Consider the following 17,831-nt stretch of genomic DNA (forward strand, 5'->3'; position numbering starts at 1 on the left):
TTTATTTTTAGATATAAAAGATTTTGGAAGCTCTTTTATTGATGCGAGTAAAGCCTTTGAAACTGCAAAAACACAACTGGCTTTCATTACAGCAACCACGCACGCAAACGTAGATGCTACAGGCAAAGCGATTTCACAACTTCAAAAATGGCAAGCCGCTACAAAAAGCAGTGAAAAAACCTTTAAAGAATTTAACGATTTACACACCAAAACGGGTTATTCTTTGCAAGATTTAGCAAGCATGTTTCAATCCTTTGCTTCTACAGCCTTAAATAATATGAATTTTGATGAAGCTAAAAAAGCTTTTGAAAGTATTTTGATAGCAACTTCAAATACTTCCATGAGCACAGAGCAACTTTCAATGACTATGGATAGCTTAGGAGCGGGTGTATTTAGTGCAAGTGGAGATTTAAGACGTTTTGCTGAAAGCTTAGGAATTACCAACGAAGCAATGGCTGAGGCAAAGAAAAATGGAAAACTTTATGATCTTTTCATAGAAAAAACAAAAGAACTCACAAAATATACAGATTACACCACCCAAACCTATGAAAAGCAAATGCAAAAATTTGAAGCCAATATTCAAATGTTACAGGCTGAACTATCAAAACCTATTTTTGATGCTCTTAAAAACTCACTCATTGACATAAATACTTATATCAAAGATAATGAGAAAGAGATAAAAGCTAGTATTAAAAGCATTACTGAATTTGCAACATCTTATAAGGATTTGGCAATTAATATAGGACTTGTCTATGCAGGTTTTAAAACTTTTAGCACGATAAAAAACTTACCCTTTATTGTAAATATGAGAAAAGATTATAGTGATTTAATCGCAAAGCAAAAAGAAATGATTGAACTTATAAATGAACAAAGAAATTTAAAATTTAGAGTAGAAGGACTTAAGGAAGTGCTTAGTGATGTGGAAAAACTAAGAGGCTTAAAGATAGAAAGCACAAGCACCCCTACTGTTTTTATGACATCCGCAAAACAAGAAAACTTAAAACAAACAAAGCTAAACACAGAACAACCAATCTTTTCAATTAAAACTTATCAACAAATTAAAAGTCTAGAACAAGAAATTCAAAAAAACGAAACTTTGATTAATGAAACTATTTTAAAAAGAAATCCTATGCTAACGACTATTAAAGGTACTATGGGAAAACTAGCAAGTTCCGCTTTAAATTTTATAAAATGCTTAGGACCCACTGTGGCACTCACGGCTTTATTTACACTTATAGAAAAAATTTATACAAATTGGTCTAATTTTGATAACGCCTTAGAAAAAACATCAGCAAAAAAATTAGAAAATAAAAGTGCTAAAGAATTAAATGATTACGTTACAAACATCAAAAGCCAAATGGAAGCTTTAGAGGCAAACGGAAGTGTTTTAGGAGCAAAGATAACTTCAAAATTTGATTTTTGGTATATAAAAGAGGGAGTAGAAGGGCTTTTAAATCTGGCAGAAGATCAATACGAAGCAATAAGCGGAAAACAAATGACAATGAATGCAGAAGCTAAAAAAGCTTACGAGCAATTACAAGCGAATTTAAAAATCGCAGAAGAAGCCGCAAAAAAAGCAAAACAAGAGGAATTTAAACTTGAAAGCATAGAAAATTTACCCGCCAGTGTTCAAAAAGCGATAGAAAGCTTAAAAGGATTACAAATCCCACCAAGTGCAGAAGAACAGGCTAAAAATTTAAGATTGCAATACGAACTTATAGGAGAAACTATCCAGCAAATTACAGAGAAAGCAAATTGGGATAAAGATGCAAGAAAATTAGAACAATATAACGCTTTAGTAGCACAAAGAACGCATTATGAAGAATATATTAACAAACAAGAAGAACAAAGATTAAAACAAGAAAAAGAATTAGCTAATCAAAAATGGGCAGAACGTCTCAAAGAACAAAACGAAGCCTTAAAAGAAATTTCACAAATTGGTATGAGTGAATACGATAAAAAATTAAGTGAAATCAATGAAAAATTAAAAGAATGGCAAAAATTAGGACTGGATAAAAATAAAATCAAACAAGCAGAAGAAAACCTAAAAATCAAACTCGATTTAGATCAATCTAACAAGGATTTTAACGAAGCAAAAAACTTAATGCTAGAATACTATGAAAGCATAGGAAATAAACAAGAAGCTTGGGCTTTAAAAGAAATAGAACTTAGAGAAAAATACGCCAAACTTTTAAGCGAAAATCTTATCAAAGAAGAAGATTTTGACAAAATGATTAAAGCTAACAAAGAAAGTTATTTGCAAATCAACAAAGACGCTAAAAATGCAATGGATAACACAAGGGTATATTATGAAAAGATGATTGCAAATATGCAAAAAACCATAGAAAGTAGCTTTTTTGATTTTATCAATGGAAAGATTAAAGATTTAAAGGATTTGTTTAAGGATTTAGGAAAAACTATTTTGCAAGATTTTTTAAACCCCTATATTTCTTCTCTTAGTGGGTTTTTATCTCGTGCAGGAACTGGAGTTTTAGGTGGGCTTATGCCAAGTTTTAGCGGAGCGGTTAGCACAACGCAAAAGAGTAATGTTTTAAGTTCTGTTGTAGATTTTGCAAAAGATCAAGGCTTAAGTTTAAACAATGATGGCAAATATCAAGGTGTGGTTAATGGTGTTGAGGTAGTTATGGATAAAACAGGCACTATAGAAAAAGGAAATAGTGCTTTTAACGACGTAGTTAATATTATAGACAATGCAAATAAATTAGAAGGCGTTGTAAGTGGAGATTGGATAGATAAGGCAAACGCTACTTATGATAAAGTGATGGATTGGTTTGGAGGTAGTGAAAATGCAAACTTTAGTGATGCTTTAAATGCGGATGGTTTTAGCGACTTTTTAGGGTCAAGCGATATAAGCACAACAATTGAAAGTTCAAGTTCAAATATAATAGATAATGTAGGAAATGGTTTTAATTCTTTGTTTGAGAACTTGCAAAGTTATATCAATTCAATCGGAACTTTTGGAAGTAATCTTTTAGCGAATTCATCGGCTTACCTTGCGAATTTAATCGGACTTAGTGGAAATTTTAGCGCCGGAGCATCCTTAGCAGGGATGGGCTTAAGTGGTGCTAATGGTGCCTTTTCTTTTGGTTTAAGTGGCGGACTTGGATATGCGGGTGGTTTGGTTGCTAATGCTGCTATGGGTGGGCTTTTAGGTTATGGTATAGGAAGTTTAGGCGATTGGCTTTTTAAAGCAGATACTCATGCAGGAACAGGCGGTGCGATTGGTGGAGCGTTAGGCTCTTTAATCTTACCTGGCATTGGAACTATAGTAGGAGGTCTTTTAGGATCAGTAATTGGTGGTATTTTTGGAAAAACCAAAGTAACAGGAAGCGGTTTGCAACTTTGGGGGAATTTAAATGGGGGCAATTATTTAAGCAGTAGCGATTTAAGTTCTTATGTTGATTATCAAAAGAAAGGTTGGTTTTCTAAAAAAGATTGGAGTGAGTATCAAAGTATTAATAACGAACAATTAAAAAAACTAAATCTTTATCTATCTAATCAATTTTCAGTTTTAGAAAAATTAAACGTAAGTATAGATAAATTTAATATTAACGCAGGCAAATACTCTGGAAATTCTTTAATAGATACTGCCATTCCAAACGCAATGCTAAGTGCTTTTTTAAATATAAGCGATCCGGTTAAAATTGCAGAACAAATTAGTTCTATTTACGAAGAAGCAAAGAAAAATAATATAAGTTATGCAGAACAATTAGGGAATCAATTTACAACTTTCATTAATCTACAATCTAGTATTTTAAATCAAATGTATAAAGGCGATCCCGTAAAGGTAGCCAAACAAAATTTAGAAGATTTAACCTTTACGCTTAAAACACTCATGCGAAATATAGATGGAGGATTTGAACGTTTTGGATTGAGTGAGGATAGTTTTACAAACATATCTCAAATTTCAGTCGATAAATTAAATGAAGCTTTTAATGATAGTCTTAGAGATAATTTTACACCAGAGAATTTGGATCTTTGGCAAAATTTAATACAAATTTTTAATCAAGCACAAGAAGGAATTGAAAATTTATACAATACCATCATTCAAAAAACAAGCCAAATCATGCAAATAAGCCAAAATTTTGCAAATGCAAACAATTTACAAGGAAATATTTTTGCAATAAATGATCTTATTAATCAATATGCAGTGCTTATGAATAAACTTTCAGATGAACTAAGCTCTAAAGAAAAAGAAATGCTAAGTGATATTTTTAGCGCTAATGATAAACTATTGCAAGGTGGCTTTAATGCTTTAAATGATTTTTTAAGCACTGGAAATACTGAAGTAAGACAGCAATTAATTCAAATTTTGACCCAATTTAAGCAAAGTATTGATGCTCAAGGAGGTTTAATTTTTTCAAGCGAACATTTAAACAAATTAGCTGAGGTAGATAAACTCATCGCAGCTTATGAAAAAAAAGACGAAAATTCAAAAGAATACGCGCAGGTAAAGCTCAACGAGAATAATGCTTTATTACAAACTTTAAATTCACAACAAAGTATTTTAAGTTCTTTAGGAAATTTTAGCACCAATCTTATAAATCAAACCATAGGAACAAGTGAAAGCATCAGTAAAAATTATGATAAATATTTAAAAGAAGCACAAAAAGCTTATAAAGATAAAAATTTTAGTTCTTCAGCCTTTAGTGCATTACAAAATGCTGCTACTTCTAAGGCAAATGAGATTAAAAATTCAGCCAGTGATTACGCCTCCTATCAACTAGAAATGTTAAAAATGGCAAATGAAATGAAAGATTTAGGTGGAGAAGCTGATCTTAATTCTATACAAGATGAGATTAAAAAAATTACCGAAGAAAATGAAAAACTACAAGAGAAATTACAAGAAACTATAAAAGATACAAGCTCAATGACCTTAGAAGAATTAAAAGCTTATAGAGAAACTTTAATCAATGAAAGCCAAAAAGAAATCGATGCTATGATTAAATATTTAGGAGCAAATTCACCCATAGCAAAATATTTAGAAAATATGATAAAAGAAATTAAAAATGGAACTAAGCTAAGCGATGCGGCACTAAAAAATTTAACCTATGCAATTTTACAATATAAAAATAACTATAGTGGAGCAAATAAAGATTTAAATACTGCTTTGAATAATACTAGAGCTTTTGCAGATGGAGGCATAGTTACACGTCCAACAAATGCTTTAATAGGAGAAAATGGCTATCCTGAAGCAATTATCCCTTTAAAAAATGGAAAAGGTTTAAAAATAGATACAAGCGGAGTTTTTGACAAAATGGGAAATGCCTTTGAAAAAGCTATAGAAAATGGTTTTGAAAGCTTGAAAGAAAAATTAGATCTAATCATTTCAAAAACAGACAATGTCAATAAAAGTGTTCAAAGATCCAATATGGACTTAAGCATTTTAACCAAACAGACAAGAGAAATAGCTGAAAACATCTAAAAGGAAAAAATATGACTATAGTTAAACCCTTAGAATTTGAAGTTTTACAAAATTCAGCAACTAAAGATGAAACACCTTTATGGGATAAAGAAAAAACATACAAGAGTGATGAAAAAGTTCAATTTAAAGGATTTATTTGGGTAAGTGCAAGTGATGAAGATACACACGAAGAACCCGATGTTTATTTTGATAAATGGGTAAAATTTGCTCCTATAAATGAAAATGCTTTTTTTGATGATGAGGTAAATACACAAACAAAGTGCGATAAAGCTTGGAGTGTTCGATTAAAAATGGATGGAGTTTTTGACACCTTAGCTTTTTTAAATTTAAATGTTTCAAAAATAAAAATTCAAACAATAGATAAAAAAATAATCTATGAAAAATCAATGTATCATAAAAAAACAAAAACATGGTGGGAATATTTTTTTGGAAAATTTAAAGTCAATAAAGAAGATTTTGTTTTTTTACCTTATCCGATCAATAGTGAAATTTTGATTAGCTTTGAACCTGCAAAAACTGGGTGTGATGTAGGACATATTTTAGTAGGAAAAAAAGAATTTGCAGGGATTACAATTTATCCAGCAAGCAGCACTTATTTAAACTACTCGAAAACTTCCACAAATGAATGGGGTATTACTAACGTTGTTTCAGGTAAGAAAGCAAAATATTTAGAATTTGTCGTAGCTATACAAAAAAAAGATTTTGATTATTATGATGAGCTAATATCTGAAATCTATAACGTTAAAGCTTTATTTATAGGTGATGAAAGCGAATTAGGATTTAAAAAGCTAACTACTTTTGGAATTTTAAAAGATTATTCCGCACCTTTAGAAGTTGAAGATTATGTCCAATATAAGCTAAATATACAAGGATTAATCTAAAAAAACACAAAAAAACTCTAACACGCACTTTAACGCCTCAAACTTTTTTTAAAATTTCTAAAATCTACAAAATAAGGATTTTAGAATGAATTTTATTAGGGCTGATGCTGCAAGATTAAGAAACATAAGCGAAGAAGATAACACTTTAAGTTTTGTTATGGTTTCTAATTCTAACGCTTGTAAGCGTTTTGATTGGGAATTAGGAGATTATATAGAAGAATTAGACATCAAAGGGGCAAAATTTGAAGGGCTAAAAACTCTTTTTAAAGATCATAATCCTAGCGTGGATAATGCCATTGCTAGAATTGAAAATATAAGGATAGAAAATGATGAGCTTGTTTGTGATTGTGTATTTGCTAAAGATGAAAAAAGCCAAGAAATCTTTAAAAAATATCAAGATGGAATCTTAAGTGATGTATCAATTGGATATCGCATTTTAAAACACAATATCGATAAACAAAGCACACCTAAAAGAGTTGTTGTAACCGAATTTGATATTTTTGAGCTTAGTGCAGTTTGGAAAGGCGCCGATAAAAACGCTAAAAAACGTTTTGAAGAGGATAATGAAAAAAGAAAAATCAAAGCTTTAACGGAAGCAAGAGAAAGAGAAATAGAACTTTTAAGAAAATCAATTTTTTAAGGAGATAAAAATGCAAAAATTAAGACAAGAAATCGGAAATATTCATGAACAAATGGTGGCTTTATCTAATTTAGCCAAAAATGAGCAAAGAAGCTTTAGTGCTGAAGAAAATGCCAAATATGAATCTTTAGTTAAAGATTTTGAAGAAAAAAGAAGTGAGCTTTCAAGATTGGAGGCTGAAGCTGAAAGGGAAAAATATTTAAATCAAGTTATTAGTCCAACTTTAACAGAAAATCCACAAGAACAAAGACAAGCAAATGAAGAAGAATATATGCGTTCTTTTGTAAATTATCTAAGAAATGGTTTAATAGATCAAAATCTACAAAGAGACGTTCTTAATGAAACTACCGCAGAAAAAGGCGGAGTTTTAGTTCCTACTATTTTACAAAGCAAGATTAGAGAAAAACTTACAGATTTAAGTGTGATTAGAAAAATAGCAACCATACAAAAAAGCTCAAGCAATCAAACTATACCTGTATTTGATGGAATGGGTGATTTTTCTTGGATTGATGAAATGGCAACTTTTAACGAAGTATCAGCAAACTTTACAAAGCTAAGTATAGGTGCTTATAAACTTGGCGGGATTATTAAGATTAGCGAAGAACTTCTAAGCGATAATATTTCAAATCTTGAAAGTTTTATAGTCAGAAAAGCTGCCGAAAAGATATCTAAGACTGAAGAGGATGCCTTTATAAGAGGAGATGGAGACAAAAAACCAACTGGCTTAATTAAAGCTACAAATGAATTCAAACTCGCTTCTAATTCAGGCATTACAAGCAATGATTTAATTGATGCTTTTTTTAATCTAGATAGTGCTTATAGAAAAAATGCATGTTGGCTTGTAAGTGATGATTTTATGAAAGGAGTTTATAAGCTTACCGATAACGATGGGCGTCCTTTATGGCTACCTGCTTTGAGTTCTGGAGGATATGACACTATATTAGGTAAAAAAGTAGTGTATTGTTCCGCTTTGGATGGATTTGGAGCTAACAAAATTCCTGCTTTCTTTGGAGATTTTAGCTTTTATGAAATTTGGGATCGTTCGAACATGAGTTTTACAAGATTAAACGAACTTTACGCACAAAATGATCTTATAGGTATCAAAGTTCGCTTAAGGCTCGATGCTAAACTTATGGATGAATCTGCAGTTTGTAAAATTTCTTGTCCAGCTTAAAGGGTAAAAAATGAAAAAAGTTATTTTTTTAACTTGTCTTAGTGGCAATGTGTTTTATAAAAAAGGTGATGAGGCTTTGCTAAATCTCAGTGAAGCCTTAAGACTGAAAGAAAAGGGTGTGGTTGATTTTGTTTCAAATGATGATGAGGAAGTTCAAGAACAAGATCAAACAAATGAGGAAGCTCAAGAAGTTCAAGAAAGCGAAACAAATGAAGAAGAAAACGAAGAAAAAGAGCAAGAAATTTCACAAAACAATCCTGAAAAACTAAAAAATACTAAAAAAGGTAAAAAATGAAATTAAAGGCATTTAAGGAAAGCGAAAAAGAACTCATAGCTATTGAAGAATTAAGAGCTTTTTTGAGAATTGATAGCGATGTTTTTGATGAAAATTTAAAGCAATTCCTAAAAGCAGGAATAAGCGAATTTGAGACAAGGACAAATAGAATTTTAATCTTGAATGATTATGAAGTGGAATTTTTTAACGAAAGAGTGATTTTAGCTCCTTTTAATGCTTTAAAAAATGCAAATTTTAAAGCCGAGTTTAAAACAAATAGTGGTGTGCTTTATGTCTCAGGAAATGGAAACTTGATAGTAAATTTAGGCTATGAAGAATTACCACAAGATATAAAACTTTGGCTTAAAAATTATGTTTTAATGGCATTTGATGGGGCAAGTATGCCAAAAATTTCAAATGCCTTAGTAAGCAGATATAAGGTGGCATTTTTTTAATGAAAGCAAATACCTTTAAACATCGAATTAAAATTTATAAAAAAGAGCAAAGCAAAAATGAATTTAATGAACTTGATTTTACTCAAGAATTACTTTTTAAAGAAGTTTATGCAAGTTGTAAAAATCTAAGTGTAGAAAGCAAAAATTTAGATGATGGAGTAAGTCAAATCGCTACACACGAATTTGAACTTAGATTTTTAGAGCTTGACTTTTCTTATTTTATAGTTTTTAGAGAAAAAAAATATGAAATTTTAAGCATACAAGATACAGATCAAAATAAACAATTTCTAAAAATTAAGGCGAGATTGCAATGAAAATAACTATACATATAAGCGATTTGCCAAAAGCTCCAAATATGCAAGAACCGGTAAATTTTGATGCTGAAGCTGATCGATTTGTCGCAGCATTACCACCTTTTGGAAAAGAATTAAACGCTTTAATAGAAGAATTAAATGGCTTTATTGCTTTTATACAAAGCTCTAGTGAAAATATTCAAAACATGGCTAATCTGTTTTTCGAAGATATCAAAAAAGAAAGAATAGATGCTATTTTTGAAATAGAACTTGAAAGCCTTAAGATAAAGCAAAAAACGCTAAACGCAACAAAGTTAGAGTTTGAAAAATATACTAATGAATGTATTGAAAAAATAAATTCTAAGAAGTATTCGGCATTGCAAGCTATACAAGATAATGAGAATGGAGCAGATTACATAGCAATTTGTCAAAATATAGCCCATGTTATATCACTAGAAAGATATTTATTTGAAAACAATCTAATTAAATTGAAAAGAAATTAAGGAGAAAATATGCAATTAACTAGCGTTGAAGAGTATAAATTTTTAAGTCCAATAGCACAAGACATTCAAGCGATCAGACTTAAATTAAATGGAATTATGGACGAATTAGAAGCTTTTATTGATGAGAAAAAAGACGCAACCATACAAGAATATAAAGATTTAGTAGAGCAAAAAATAGAAGAACTTAGAAAACTTTACGACCGAGTGGTTAATCCATTTGATTACTCAAGTGATTTAGAACCTTATAAACCGAATTTAGGTGAAATTTGGTTTAAAAAGGACACAGCCGAAATTTATATCTATAAAGAAAATCCAGACATTGCGCACTTTGGAAAAGAAACACCTAAAACCTCAAACACGGGTGATATTTGGTTTAAAAACACAAACGACGAAGACTTTCACGAAGGACAATTTTACGTAGCCGAACAAGTCGTAGAAGGTAAAGCCTGGATAGATCCTACTTTGCCTGCAACTTTTAAAGCTAAATTTAATCAAAGCGAACAACCAAAAGATGATGAGGTGGAATTAGGTGATATTTGGTATAGAAGCGACACAAAAGAATATTTAGTCTATGTAAAAACTACAAGCGGTAATTTTTGGGCTAACCCACAAATCCCAAGCACATTTAGCGCTAAATTTAACACCGAAGAAAAACCGCAAGATCCAAATTTGGGTGATGTATGGTATAAAAGCGATACAAAAGAGTATTTAGTTTATACAAGAGTAACCGATACAAATACATGGGTTTTAAAAACAGATCTTGGAATAAAGGCTTATATTTGGCAAAAAACAAACAGGCCAGAAACAAATTATAATGAGCCGCCGAGTATCGAAAAAGAACCTACAAAACCTACCGATGCAGTAAATAAAAAATATATAGATGATTTAATCAATTCAATAAATGATGAAATTGAAAATAAGGTAGGTTTAGAAGGTAATGAGACAATTGACGGGATAAAAACATTTAAAAAAGAGATTGTAATCAATGACCCAAAAGCTGACAATCAAGCCGCGACTAAAAAATATACAGATCATCAAGGGGGTTTAGTTGCTTCAACTGCCGCAATAGATTTTAGAAAAGGCGTCCATTTTAATATAACCTTGAGTGCAAAATCTGCTATAAGTGTAGCTAATTGGGGTTCTTTGATAGGAAAAAGTGGAACAATTACTATTAACAATGCTAACAATATAACCGCTTTCAATACACCTTTTAAATTTAGAGCAACACAAAGTAATTTTAGCGGAACCGAAATTTTTGCTTATTTTGTAGTTTCATCTTCTCATATAAGACTTGTAAGGAGTTAAAATGGCTAATGCTATGCTTTTAAATTCTGCTGAAGAAGAGAAAGTATTGAATGAAGTTATCACAATAAATTTTAGTTTTATTAGTGGTAAATATAAGAATTTTTATTATGAAAGTCAAGCTTTAGGAGTTTATACAACTTTTAATTATGAATTTGTTTTAGGGGAAAATATTGGCATTATATTTCTTCAATTATATGGTGAATTAGATAACGGCAATGTTTATTATATTCAAGATTTTGCTGTAGGAAAAGGAAGAATTTCACTTGCTCCTAATCAAGGAACTAAATGTTTAAGGATAATTGCAGGAATTTTTTTAAACGATACTTACACTTCAAATTTACCAGACTTTAAAACCAAAAAAATTTATTAAGGAGAATAAATGTTTTATCAAATTAAAGAAAAAAAGTTTTATTATGAAAATACATTTTGTCAAAAACTAGAAAATGGAGGCGAGAATTTTTGGATTTTAACAAATCTTGACAATGAAGATTTAAGAAAATTAGATTTGGCAAAAGTAATCGAACATGAAATACCAGAATACGATAAAAGCACACAAAATTTAAATTTAGTTCAAGCCTATGATGAGGTAAAAAATGAGTTTAATATAAGCTATAAAGCGGAGTTAAAAAGTTTAGAAGAATTAAAAGAACTAAAATTAAAAGAATTAAAAGCTGTCAAAGAAGAAAAGCTTTTATTTATGCCTTACAAAAATACAATTTTTCAAATTGATACAGATGCTAAAATCAATATAAGTGGAAAAATCAGCGAAATAATGTTAGCACAGCTTAATCAAAAAACATTAGAGGATATCAGCTGGATTGATAAAAATAATAAGGCTATTACTTTTACCACGAGTGAATTTTTAGAATTTGGCGTCAGCGTTGCAAAATATACAGAAGAAGTTATTTTTAAAAATAATATTCTTGGAGATAAGGTTAAAAATGCGAGTTCTTTAGAAGAGTTGAAAAAAATACAATGGGAGAATAAAGAATGAGTAATTTAGAAAATAACGCTAATTTTATTTTAATTTTTGGAAGTGCCATTTTGGCTTTAATTTATCAATTTTTAGCCTATCTTAAAATCGAAATCGCACAGGTTATAGTTTTGCTTATAATTTTTACATTTAGTGGTATTGCTTCTATTATTAAAACTTTAGCTTTGAATAAAAATGTTAGAGCTTTTTTAACCACGGATATTTTAAGTAAAACCTTAGTATTTTTTATCCCTTTTATCTTGGCAGTTATGGCTAAACAAATCAGCGTTTTTTATTATTTAGTTGATTATTCTTTCAGTTTTTTAACCATCGGAGAATTTTTCGCATTTTTAATTAGCATACAAAGCATTAGAAAAAAAGAAGATATTAAAGAAGTAGATTTTTACAATCTTTTTATTGAAAAATTTAAAAAGATAGCCAGTAAATATCTAAAACTAGAGGAAATTAACAATGAAAAATGAGTTAAAAAGAGTTTGTGTAAAACCTTATGACAAAGATAGGTTTGAAGTGATTAATGATTATGCTTTTTCCTTGCCTAGTTTTAATGGAGTAGTGCCAAAAGGTTTTAAAACAGATGGAGCGAGTATTCCGCGTATCTTTTGGAGTTTTTATCCGCCTTTTCAAAGTGAGTATTTTACAGCTTGTGTGATACATGATTATTTATGCGAAAAAGCGAATTCAAGAAAAGATTATAAACTTGCCGATCTTGCTTTAAAAGAGGCAATGCAAGAACTTAAATGTTCTAAGTTTAAATGTTTTATTTTTTATCATGCTTGTAATATTTTTCATTTTTTAAAATGCTTTGTAAAGGATTAAAAGATGGATGAAAGTTTAAAAACAATTGTTGAAAATTCTAAAGCTATTAATAAAGATTTTGAAATCATCAAAAGTAAAATATTGGAACTTTTAGATAAGGGTGTAATGCCGAGTGAAGAAAGTATTAATAAGGCTATTGAAACAATATTGACACAAAATTCTTTTATAAAAGAAAGTGAATTAGAAGATAAAGTCGAGGAAAAATTAAAAGATTTAAATTTTAAAGCGCCCAGCAAAGAAGAGCTTAAAACTATGATCAAAGAGATAATAGGAGATTTAAATTTAAATCAAAAAATAAATTTTTCCTCCAAACCTCCAACAGCGCTTACAAAAGCAAACGTAAATGATTTGATTATCCGTTATGATGGTTCTAAAAAGCAAATTTGGCTTTGTATTGAAAAAGATGAACAAAACCTTACAAAATGGATTAATTTATTAGGCGATGAGGTTTCTAGCAATTTAGAAAAAAAAGTCATTATCACTTTCGATAGAGTAAAAAAGAGCGGTCAGTATGGTGGCTGTTTAAGTGATTTAAGAATAGGTTTTGAAAATGGTTTTGCCTCGACAAATCAAATCATAAAAGGTTTAAACGAGGGTGCTTTTTTGATTACAAAAGATGGAAAAGGTTTGGATGTGTGTGATTATCAAGAAGTAGAAGAACTTCAAGAACCTTTAGAAAATCAAATAAAGGGCAAGGTAAAAACAAGTGGTATTTATGATGATGCGAGATATCACTGCATCACAAACATTTTCAAAAAATATGAAGGTGGAGCGGATCAATGCTGCCTTTGGAATTCTTTAGAAAGCAAAGTCGAAATAGAACTTAATACAGAGACTATGCCTTTAAATTTATTTGCAAAAGGAACAGGTTATTATGGTCAGGTAGAAATCTCAAATGTAACCATGCAAATAATAACAAAAGCCTCAGGAGAGATTATAGAGACTAAAGATTATATAGGAATTATGCAAGAAGCAGATGCATATGGAGATTATGCTTTTTTATTTAATTTTAAAGAAAAATTAAACCAATAACAAGGAGTTAAAATGAAAGAAAACAAATACTTTAAAGAAAGCGAATTTAAATGTAAATGCGGTAAATGTAAATTACCACCTAATGTTCCAAGCGATGAGTTGGTCGATGTGCTTTGTGAGATCAGAGAGCATTATGATGCACCTATTACTATAAATAGCGGTTATCGTTGCAAAAAACATAATGCGGAAGTAGGTGGAGCTGCTAAAAGCCAACACACCATCGGCAGTGCGGCTGATATTGTAGTTAAAGGTGTTAAAACCGAAGAAGTGCATCAATACGTTTTAGAAAAATACGGCGATAAACCTTTCGGAATTGCTATAAAGCATAATTTTGAAAATCCTTTTGGTGGTTTTGTGCATATTGATACCAGAGGTAAAAAAGCCAGATGGACCTATCCATAATTTTTTAGAAAGGAGAAAAGAAGTTTAAAGCCAAAGGGAAATTATAGCTCCCCTTTTTCAAGGGGGAATCAAATGTTAAGAACACTTGACTATAATTATACAAAGTAGTATAATTATAACTATAATTTTGTTTGACACATAAATCAACTCCTTTCTGGGCGTTGATTAACGCTAAAGGGCGGCAACCCTTTGGCGTTGCACCCTTAAAATTATACTTAAACTTCTTAAATATCAAATGTTTAACTTTTTATTTGGCAATGTAAAACTTTATATCGCTTTAGCTTTAATGGCTGTTTTATCTGGTTATTTATATCTAAGACTTGATAGCACTCAATCAAGATTAGAAAAAAGTCAAAACGATCTAGCCTTAGCTTTAGAAATTAATAAAAACAATCAAGAAAAAATTAAAGAACTTACACAAAGACACGAGCTAGAACTCAAAGCTTTAAATGAAAGCAATAATCAAAAAAATCAGATCAAAGAAAGGATACATTATGTTAAAGAATATATCTACAAAAGCAATGAAAATAATCTTACTAAGCTTTTTAACAATGTTATTGATAGGTTGTGGGATGACAACACAACAAGTAGTGAGCAAAATACAAATTCAAAAGGTGAAAATTCCAAAAGAGCTATTAACCCTAAGCCCCCTTGAAAAACCACAAGTAAAAAATGAGCTTGATATTTTAAATGCTTATTCTTTGCTTTTTTATAAATACAAGCAATGTGAGATACAAATAAATAAGATTAGGGAATTGAATGAGGATTGATCCTCATTACATCCATTCTATAACTTCTGCTTTGTGTTTTTCATACTCGGCTTCGCTGATAACACCTTTTTCTTTTAATCCTCTTAAAAATTCTAAATCTCTCATTTTAGACATTTTTTGTTCTCTTTTATAAGGTTCTTTAACTGCGATGTATAAAATCCATACAAATATTCCTAAAAGAAAAGCACCGATACCCCACCATAAGCCACTCATATTTCTTTGTTTTGCATCGCTAGAGATGTTAACAGCTGCCAAAATAGCTACAATAAAATAAGCCAAACCTAAAAATTCCATTTTTACTCCTTTTAATTTAAATAATTTAAAAAAGCTTATTTTATTTTTTTTTTTTTTTAATTTATAATAAAACAATTTATGCTATTAAAAACGATTAAAATCTATCACAATTAACTTTATATTTTTTTATACTCTCATCATCCACTTTATGATTTGGCACTTGATAACATTCTTTGAAATTATCACCTTTTAAGATCTTAATATAAGAGCTTGGAATAGCTATATTGTTTTTTATTCTTTGTGGATTATTATCATAATTGATTAAATTTAAAACTTCTAAACTTCCAAGTTTTAAAGCTAATTGTCTTTCTCTTTTTTCAATCTTATTCCAAACTCTCTGGTTAATTTGTGGATTTTGTGGAGTAATGTTACTCATTAGAAAGGTGCTTCTTTGTGCTTGAGTGGTTTTTCTCATAGAAGCATTAGAAAGAGTATGTCCTCTGTCATAACCACTGTTTTTATAATCGCTCCAAGTAGTGCGGTATTTTTTAGGAATATTGGTATCATCTTCAAAACGAGGACGCTTTTTAATTTGTTTGCCTTTTAGATTTTCTGCTTCTAATCTATAAGCTGCTGCTTTTGTCCCTTTATAACCATAATCGTAACAATTTAGATAATAGAATTTATCTAGAATAATCGAGCAATTTTGTGTCGTAAAATATTTAGCAAACTCTTCGCTTGGTTTATATTGCGTATAATCGGCAAAAGCTAGAGTTGCTAGTAAGAATAAGATTGCAAGTTTTTTCATTGTGTTTACAATTAATTTCTATTTAATATCTTTGTCTTCTGGTTCATCAAAATTTGCAAATTCATAACAATTTATAGGCAGATGTGCTTCGCGATAAGTAGAATTTAATATTTCAGTGCCTTTTGTATATAATATTTCCAAAACATTTGTTATTATTCTTTTGTATTCTTGTTCATAACCTTCCTGTATTAGAAATATTGCTTCAAGAACAATTTCACTTTCGGCAATGTTTTTATCTTCATTGACAATACAATGAGAAATAATCATTTGCAAATAGTATTTTTTGTCGCTTAATTTCATCACTGAATTATTAACATCAGCTTTTATTTTACTGTTTTGATCTTTTATTTCAATTTTTCTTATTTTTTCAAAAGAAATTTTTTTAAGCTGGATTGTTTCTATTATAAACAATGATTTTTTTGGCATGAATTTCTCCTTATTATAGGTGTAATATAAAGATACTGTATATCTTCTAGTAATAAATCATCAGCAGAATTGTTACGATTATATTGTTGTGTCAAGTCTTTATTACTATTTAATTTTATTATTTCAGGTTGATGTATATCTAATAATTTGGTATCTTCTAGTAATAAATCATCAGCAGAATTGTTACGATTATATTGTTGTGTCAAGTCTTTATTACTATTTAATTTTATTATTTCAGGTTGATGTATATCTAATAATTTGGTAGCTATTGTTAATTTGCTGGTATCTAATAATGATTTAGATATTTTATTGGTATCGTTATTAAACAATGATTTTAATTCTACTGCAAATTTCTTAGCCAATTTTTCTCTATATTCTGAATCCCAAGTATGCTTCTTAAAAGGATATTTGAAATATGCCCCATCTAAAAAATTATGAAAAATATGCCCTAAAAAGTAAAATATATCATTTTCATTGCGATAATTTATTATTAAATTATTGTTTTTATTAAAAATAACAAATTTCTTACCATTGGTCTTATTTAACGTTATTTTAAAAAATTTACAAATACTATATACATTTGCTTTTACTTTTTCTTTTTCAATAATGCTAAATACTTCATCGGCATTTAAAGCGTTTGTATTGCATTGAGGTATCTTTTTCCAAAGTTTTTCTAATAATACAACATTATGCCAATATTCTTTATTTTCTTCTAGTAGTATTTTTTTAAAAATCTTAAATCTTTTTTTTGGGTTTAGTTTTCTTCTTGCCATTTTGTCGATTCCTCATGTCCATTTTTTGAAAATTTTTGAGTTTTTTCAATTTCGTCTCTTTCTATAACCAAACTGTCTATTGATTGGTAAATTATAACACATTGTTTTAATTTTTTGATTGCAATTTTAATTTGACTTTTAGTTATTTCTGTTTCTAGTATGTTTACAATATAAAAGGAAAGCTCCTCTTTGATGCGAAATTTTGTTAAATAGTTTTCTTTATCTACTTTATCTACTTTTTGTGCTTTAACCATTTCATCTTTATTTTTTACCATATTAATAGAATAATGAAGCAAGTTTAGATTATTATACTTATTTTCACAAAATATTTCTTTTAAATTCTTTTGTTTTTTAGCAAACTTATTGATATCTATACTTTGAATATTTTCTTTTATATTCATCCTACAAACTCTATAAAATTATATTTGATTGTCATCTCTAAAAATTACAGGACTTGATTTTAACATTTAACCTTGCATATCCCTCAAAAAAACAAATCGATTTTCCATTTTTAAAAATCAACACTCATTTAAATAAATTTAACTAATTGGTAAATTTTAATTGATAAAAAGTATATCGAATTTTTTGTTAAAAATTTAATTAAT

22 protein-coding genes are annotated in these 17,831 nt (G+C 29.4%); 17 read left to right on the top strand and 5 right to left on the bottom strand.

The genetic code is table 11. The annotated features are described in order from the left end of the window. From CQA76_RS03385 to CQA76_RS09175, 17 genes are all read left to right on the top strand, one after another. Positions 1–5,446 (top strand): hypothetical protein (locus tag CQA76_RS03385; RefSeq protein ID WP_137622051.1); only part of this gene is annotated, 5,446 nt, incomplete at its 5' end. 11 nt (positions 5,447–5,457) lie between these two features. Then, positions 5,458–6,327, top strand: coding sequence for a hypothetical protein (locus tag CQA76_RS03390; RefSeq protein ID WP_137622052.1), 870 nt, complete (start codon positions 5,458–5,460; stop codon positions 6,325–6,327). A gap of 85 nt (positions 6,328–6,412) precedes the next feature. Further along, entirely contained in the window at positions 6,413–6,967 is a 555-nt protein-coding gene (locus CQA76_RS03395; RefSeq protein WP_137622053.1) for an HK97 family phage prohead protease, read from the top strand. 10 nt (positions 6,968–6,977) lie between these two features. Next, positions 6,978–8,141 (top strand): phage major capsid protein, encoded by a 1,164-nt coding sequence (locus CQA76_RS03400; RefSeq protein ID WP_137622054.1) that lies wholly within the window; start codon positions 6,978–6,980, stop codon positions 8,139–8,141. A 10-nt stretch (positions 8,142–8,151) separates the two neighbouring features. After that, positions 8,152–8,436, top strand: coding sequence for a hypothetical protein (locus CQA76_RS03405; protein ID WP_137622055.1), 285 nt, complete (start codon positions 8,152–8,154; stop codon positions 8,434–8,436). Continuing rightward, positions 8,433–8,870, top strand: a complete 438-nt coding sequence (locus tag CQA76_RS03410) for a head-tail connector protein (RefSeq protein ID WP_137622056.1) — start codon at positions 8,433–8,435, stop codon at positions 8,868–8,870. The genes CQA76_RS03405 and CQA76_RS03410 overlap by 4 nt, the downstream gene beginning before the upstream one ends. Beyond that, on the top strand, positions 8,870–9,184 hold the full coding sequence (locus CQA76_RS03415; protein ID WP_137622057.1) for a phage head completion protein: 315 nt from the start codon (positions 8,870–8,872) through the stop codon (positions 9,182–9,184). The genes CQA76_RS03410 and CQA76_RS03415 overlap by 1 nt, the downstream gene beginning before the upstream one ends. Next, positions 9,181–9,666 (top strand): hypothetical protein, encoded by a 486-nt coding sequence (locus CQA76_RS03420; protein WP_137622058.1) that lies wholly within the window; start codon positions 9,181–9,183, stop codon positions 9,664–9,666. The genes CQA76_RS03415 and CQA76_RS03420 overlap by 4 nt, the downstream gene beginning before the upstream one ends. Positions 9,667–9,675: 9 nt before the next feature. Then, a complete protein-coding gene (locus tag CQA76_RS03425; protein ID WP_137622059.1) occupies positions 9,676–10,971 on the top strand; it encodes a hypothetical protein in 1,296 nt (431 codons plus the stop codon). 1 nt (position 10,972) lies between these two features. Further along, positions 10,973–11,341: a hypothetical protein gene (locus tag CQA76_RS03430; RefSeq protein ID WP_137622060.1), complete on the top strand. Its 369-nt coding sequence runs from the start codon at positions 10,973–10,975 to the stop codon at positions 11,339–11,341. Positions 11,342–11,350: 9 nt separating this feature from the next. Next, positions 11,351–11,965, top strand: a complete 615-nt coding sequence (locus CQA76_RS03435; RefSeq protein WP_137622061.1) for a DUF4376 domain-containing protein — start codon at positions 11,351–11,353, stop codon at positions 11,963–11,965. Next, complete coding sequence (locus CQA76_RS03440) at positions 11,962–12,426, top strand: hypothetical protein (RefSeq protein WP_137622062.1); 465 nt, start codon at positions 11,962–11,964, stop codon at positions 12,424–12,426. The genes CQA76_RS03435 and CQA76_RS03440 overlap by 4 nt, the downstream gene beginning before the upstream one ends. After that, positions 12,416–12,781 carry a DUF1353 domain-containing protein gene (locus CQA76_RS03445; RefSeq protein ID WP_137622063.1) on the top strand — a complete coding sequence of 122 codons (366 nt, stop codon included), beginning with the start codon at positions 12,416–12,418 and terminating at the stop codon, positions 12,779–12,781. The genes CQA76_RS03440 and CQA76_RS03445 overlap by 11 nt, the downstream gene beginning before the upstream one ends. 3 nt (positions 12,782–12,784) lie before the next feature. Continuing rightward, positions 12,785–13,813 (top strand): hypothetical protein, encoded by a 1,029-nt coding sequence (locus tag CQA76_RS03450; RefSeq protein WP_137622064.1) that lies wholly within the window; start codon positions 12,785–12,787, stop codon positions 13,811–13,813. A 12-nt stretch (positions 13,814–13,825) separates the two neighbouring features. Beyond that, a complete protein-coding gene (locus CQA76_RS03455; RefSeq protein ID WP_137622065.1) occupies positions 13,826–14,215 on the top strand; it encodes a D-Ala-D-Ala carboxypeptidase family metallohydrolase in 390 nt (129 codons plus the stop codon). Between the two features lie 235 nt (positions 14,216–14,450). After that, positions 14,451–14,870, top strand: coding sequence for a hypothetical protein (locus CQA76_RS03460; RefSeq protein ID WP_137622066.1), 420 nt, complete (start codon positions 14,451–14,453; stop codon positions 14,868–14,870). Next, a complete protein-coding gene (locus tag CQA76_RS09175; RefSeq protein WP_137622067.1) occupies positions 14,788–14,985 on the top strand; it encodes a hypothetical protein in 198 nt (65 codons plus the stop codon). The genes CQA76_RS03460 and CQA76_RS09175 overlap by 83 nt, the downstream gene beginning before the upstream one ends. A gap of 6 nt (positions 14,986–14,991) precedes the next feature. Here CQA76_RS09175 and CQA76_RS03470 read toward each other — a convergent pair whose 3' ends face one another. From CQA76_RS03470 to CQA76_RS03490, 5 genes are all read right to left on the bottom strand, one after another. Next, complete coding sequence (locus tag CQA76_RS03470) at positions 14,992–15,279, bottom strand: hypothetical protein (protein WP_137622068.1); 288 nt, start codon at positions 15,277–15,279, stop codon at positions 14,992–14,994. Between the two features lie 94 nt (positions 15,280–15,373). After that, positions 15,374–16,027, bottom strand: coding sequence for a DNA/RNA non-specific endonuclease (locus CQA76_RS03475; RefSeq protein WP_137622069.1), 654 nt, complete (start codon positions 16,025–16,027; stop codon positions 15,374–15,376). A gap of 18 nt (positions 16,028–16,045) precedes the next feature. After that, a complete protein-coding gene (locus CQA76_RS03480) occupies positions 16,046–16,453 on the bottom strand; it encodes a protein-export chaperone SecB (RefSeq protein ID WP_137622070.1) in 408 nt (135 codons plus the stop codon). Continuing rightward, positions 16,429–17,226 carry a hypothetical protein gene (locus tag CQA76_RS03485; protein WP_137622071.1) on the bottom strand — a complete coding sequence of 266 codons (798 nt, stop codon included), beginning with the start codon at positions 17,224–17,226 and terminating at the stop codon, positions 16,429–16,431. Before CQA76_RS03485 ends, CQA76_RS03480 begins: the two co-directional genes overlap by 25 nt. Beyond that, on the bottom strand, positions 17,208–17,627 hold the full coding sequence (locus CQA76_RS03490) for a hypothetical protein (RefSeq protein ID WP_137622072.1): 420 nt from the start codon (positions 17,625–17,627) through the stop codon (positions 17,208–17,210). Before CQA76_RS03490 ends, CQA76_RS03485 begins: the two co-directional genes overlap by 19 nt. Positions 17,628–17,831 lie beyond the last annotated feature (204 nt).

Origin of the sequence: Campylobacter aviculae (assembly GCF_005406215.1) — a bacterium.
GTDB lineage: Bacteria > Campylobacterota > Campylobacteria > Campylobacterales > Campylobacteraceae > Campylobacter_D > Campylobacter_D aviculae.

What these genes read in the sequence shown, in the direction of transcription:
- CQA76_RS03390 (WP_137622052.1), top strand. Translation starts at nt 5,458, where the DNA reads ATGACTATAGTTAAACCCTTAGAATTTGAAGTTTTACAAAATTCAGCA.
- CQA76_RS03395 (WP_137622053.1), top strand. Translation starts at nt 6,413, where the DNA reads ATGAATTTTATTAGGGCTGATGCTGCAAGATTAAGAAACATAAGCGAA.
- CQA76_RS03400 (WP_137622054.1), top strand. Translation starts at nt 6,978, where the DNA reads ATGCAAAAATTAAGACAAGAAATCGGAAATATTCATGAACAAATGGTG.
- CQA76_RS03405 (WP_137622055.1), top strand. Translation starts at nt 8,152, where the DNA reads ATGAAAAAAGTTATTTTTTTAACTTGTCTTAGTGGCAATGTGTTTTAT.
- CQA76_RS03410 (WP_137622056.1), top strand. Translation starts at nt 8,433, where the DNA reads ATGAAATTAAAGGCATTTAAGGAAAGCGAAAAAGAACTCATAGCTATT.
- CQA76_RS03415 (WP_137622057.1), top strand. Translation starts at nt 8,870, where the DNA reads ATGAAAGCAAATACCTTTAAACATCGAATTAAAATTTATAAAAAAGAG.
- CQA76_RS03420 (WP_137622058.1), top strand. Translation starts at nt 9,181, where the DNA reads ATGAAAATAACTATACATATAAGCGATTTGCCAAAAGCTCCAAATATG.
- CQA76_RS03425 (WP_137622059.1), top strand. Translation starts at nt 9,676, where the DNA reads ATGCAATTAACTAGCGTTGAAGAGTATAAATTTTTAAGTCCAATAGCA.
- CQA76_RS03430 (WP_137622060.1), top strand. Translation starts at nt 10,973, where the DNA reads ATGGCTAATGCTATGCTTTTAAATTCTGCTGAAGAAGAGAAAGTATTG.
- CQA76_RS03435 (WP_137622061.1), top strand. Translation starts at nt 11,351, where the DNA reads ATGTTTTATCAAATTAAAGAAAAAAAGTTTTATTATGAAAATACATTT.
- CQA76_RS03440 (WP_137622062.1), top strand. Translation starts at nt 11,962, where the DNA reads ATGAGTAATTTAGAAAATAACGCTAATTTTATTTTAATTTTTGGAAGT.
- CQA76_RS03445 (WP_137622063.1), top strand. Translation starts at nt 12,416, where the DNA reads ATGAAAAATGAGTTAAAAAGAGTTTGTGTAAAACCTTATGACAAAGAT.
- CQA76_RS03450 (WP_137622064.1), top strand. Translation starts at nt 12,785, where the DNA reads ATGGATGAAAGTTTAAAAACAATTGTTGAAAATTCTAAAGCTATTAAT.
- CQA76_RS03455 (WP_137622065.1), top strand. Translation starts at nt 13,826, where the DNA reads ATGAAAGAAAACAAATACTTTAAAGAAAGCGAATTTAAATGTAAATGC.
- CQA76_RS03460 (WP_137622066.1), top strand. Translation starts at nt 14,451, where the DNA reads ATGTTTAACTTTTTATTTGGCAATGTAAAACTTTATATCGCTTTAGCT.
- CQA76_RS09175 (WP_137622067.1), top strand. Translation starts at nt 14,788, where the DNA reads ATGACAACACAACAAGTAGTGAGCAAAATACAAATTCAAAAGGTGAAA.
- CQA76_RS03470 (WP_137622068.1), bottom strand. Translation starts at nt 15,279, where the DNA reads ATGGAATTTTTAGGTTTGGCTTATTTTATTGTAGCTATTTTGGCAGCT.
- CQA76_RS03475 (WP_137622069.1), bottom strand. Translation starts at nt 16,027, where the DNA reads ATGAAAAAACTTGCAATCTTATTCTTACTAGCAACTCTAGCTTTTGCC.
- CQA76_RS03480 (WP_137622070.1), bottom strand. Translation starts at nt 16,453, where the DNA reads ATGCCAAAAAAATCATTGTTTATAATAGAAACAATCCAGCTTAAAAAA.
- CQA76_RS03485 (WP_137622071.1), bottom strand. Translation starts at nt 17,226, where the DNA reads ATGGCAAGAAGAAAACTAAACCCAAAAAAAAGATTTAAGATTTTTAAA.
- CQA76_RS03490 (WP_137622072.1), bottom strand. Translation starts at nt 17,627, where the DNA reads ATGAATATAAAAGAAAATATTCAAAGTATAGATATCAATAAGTTTGCT.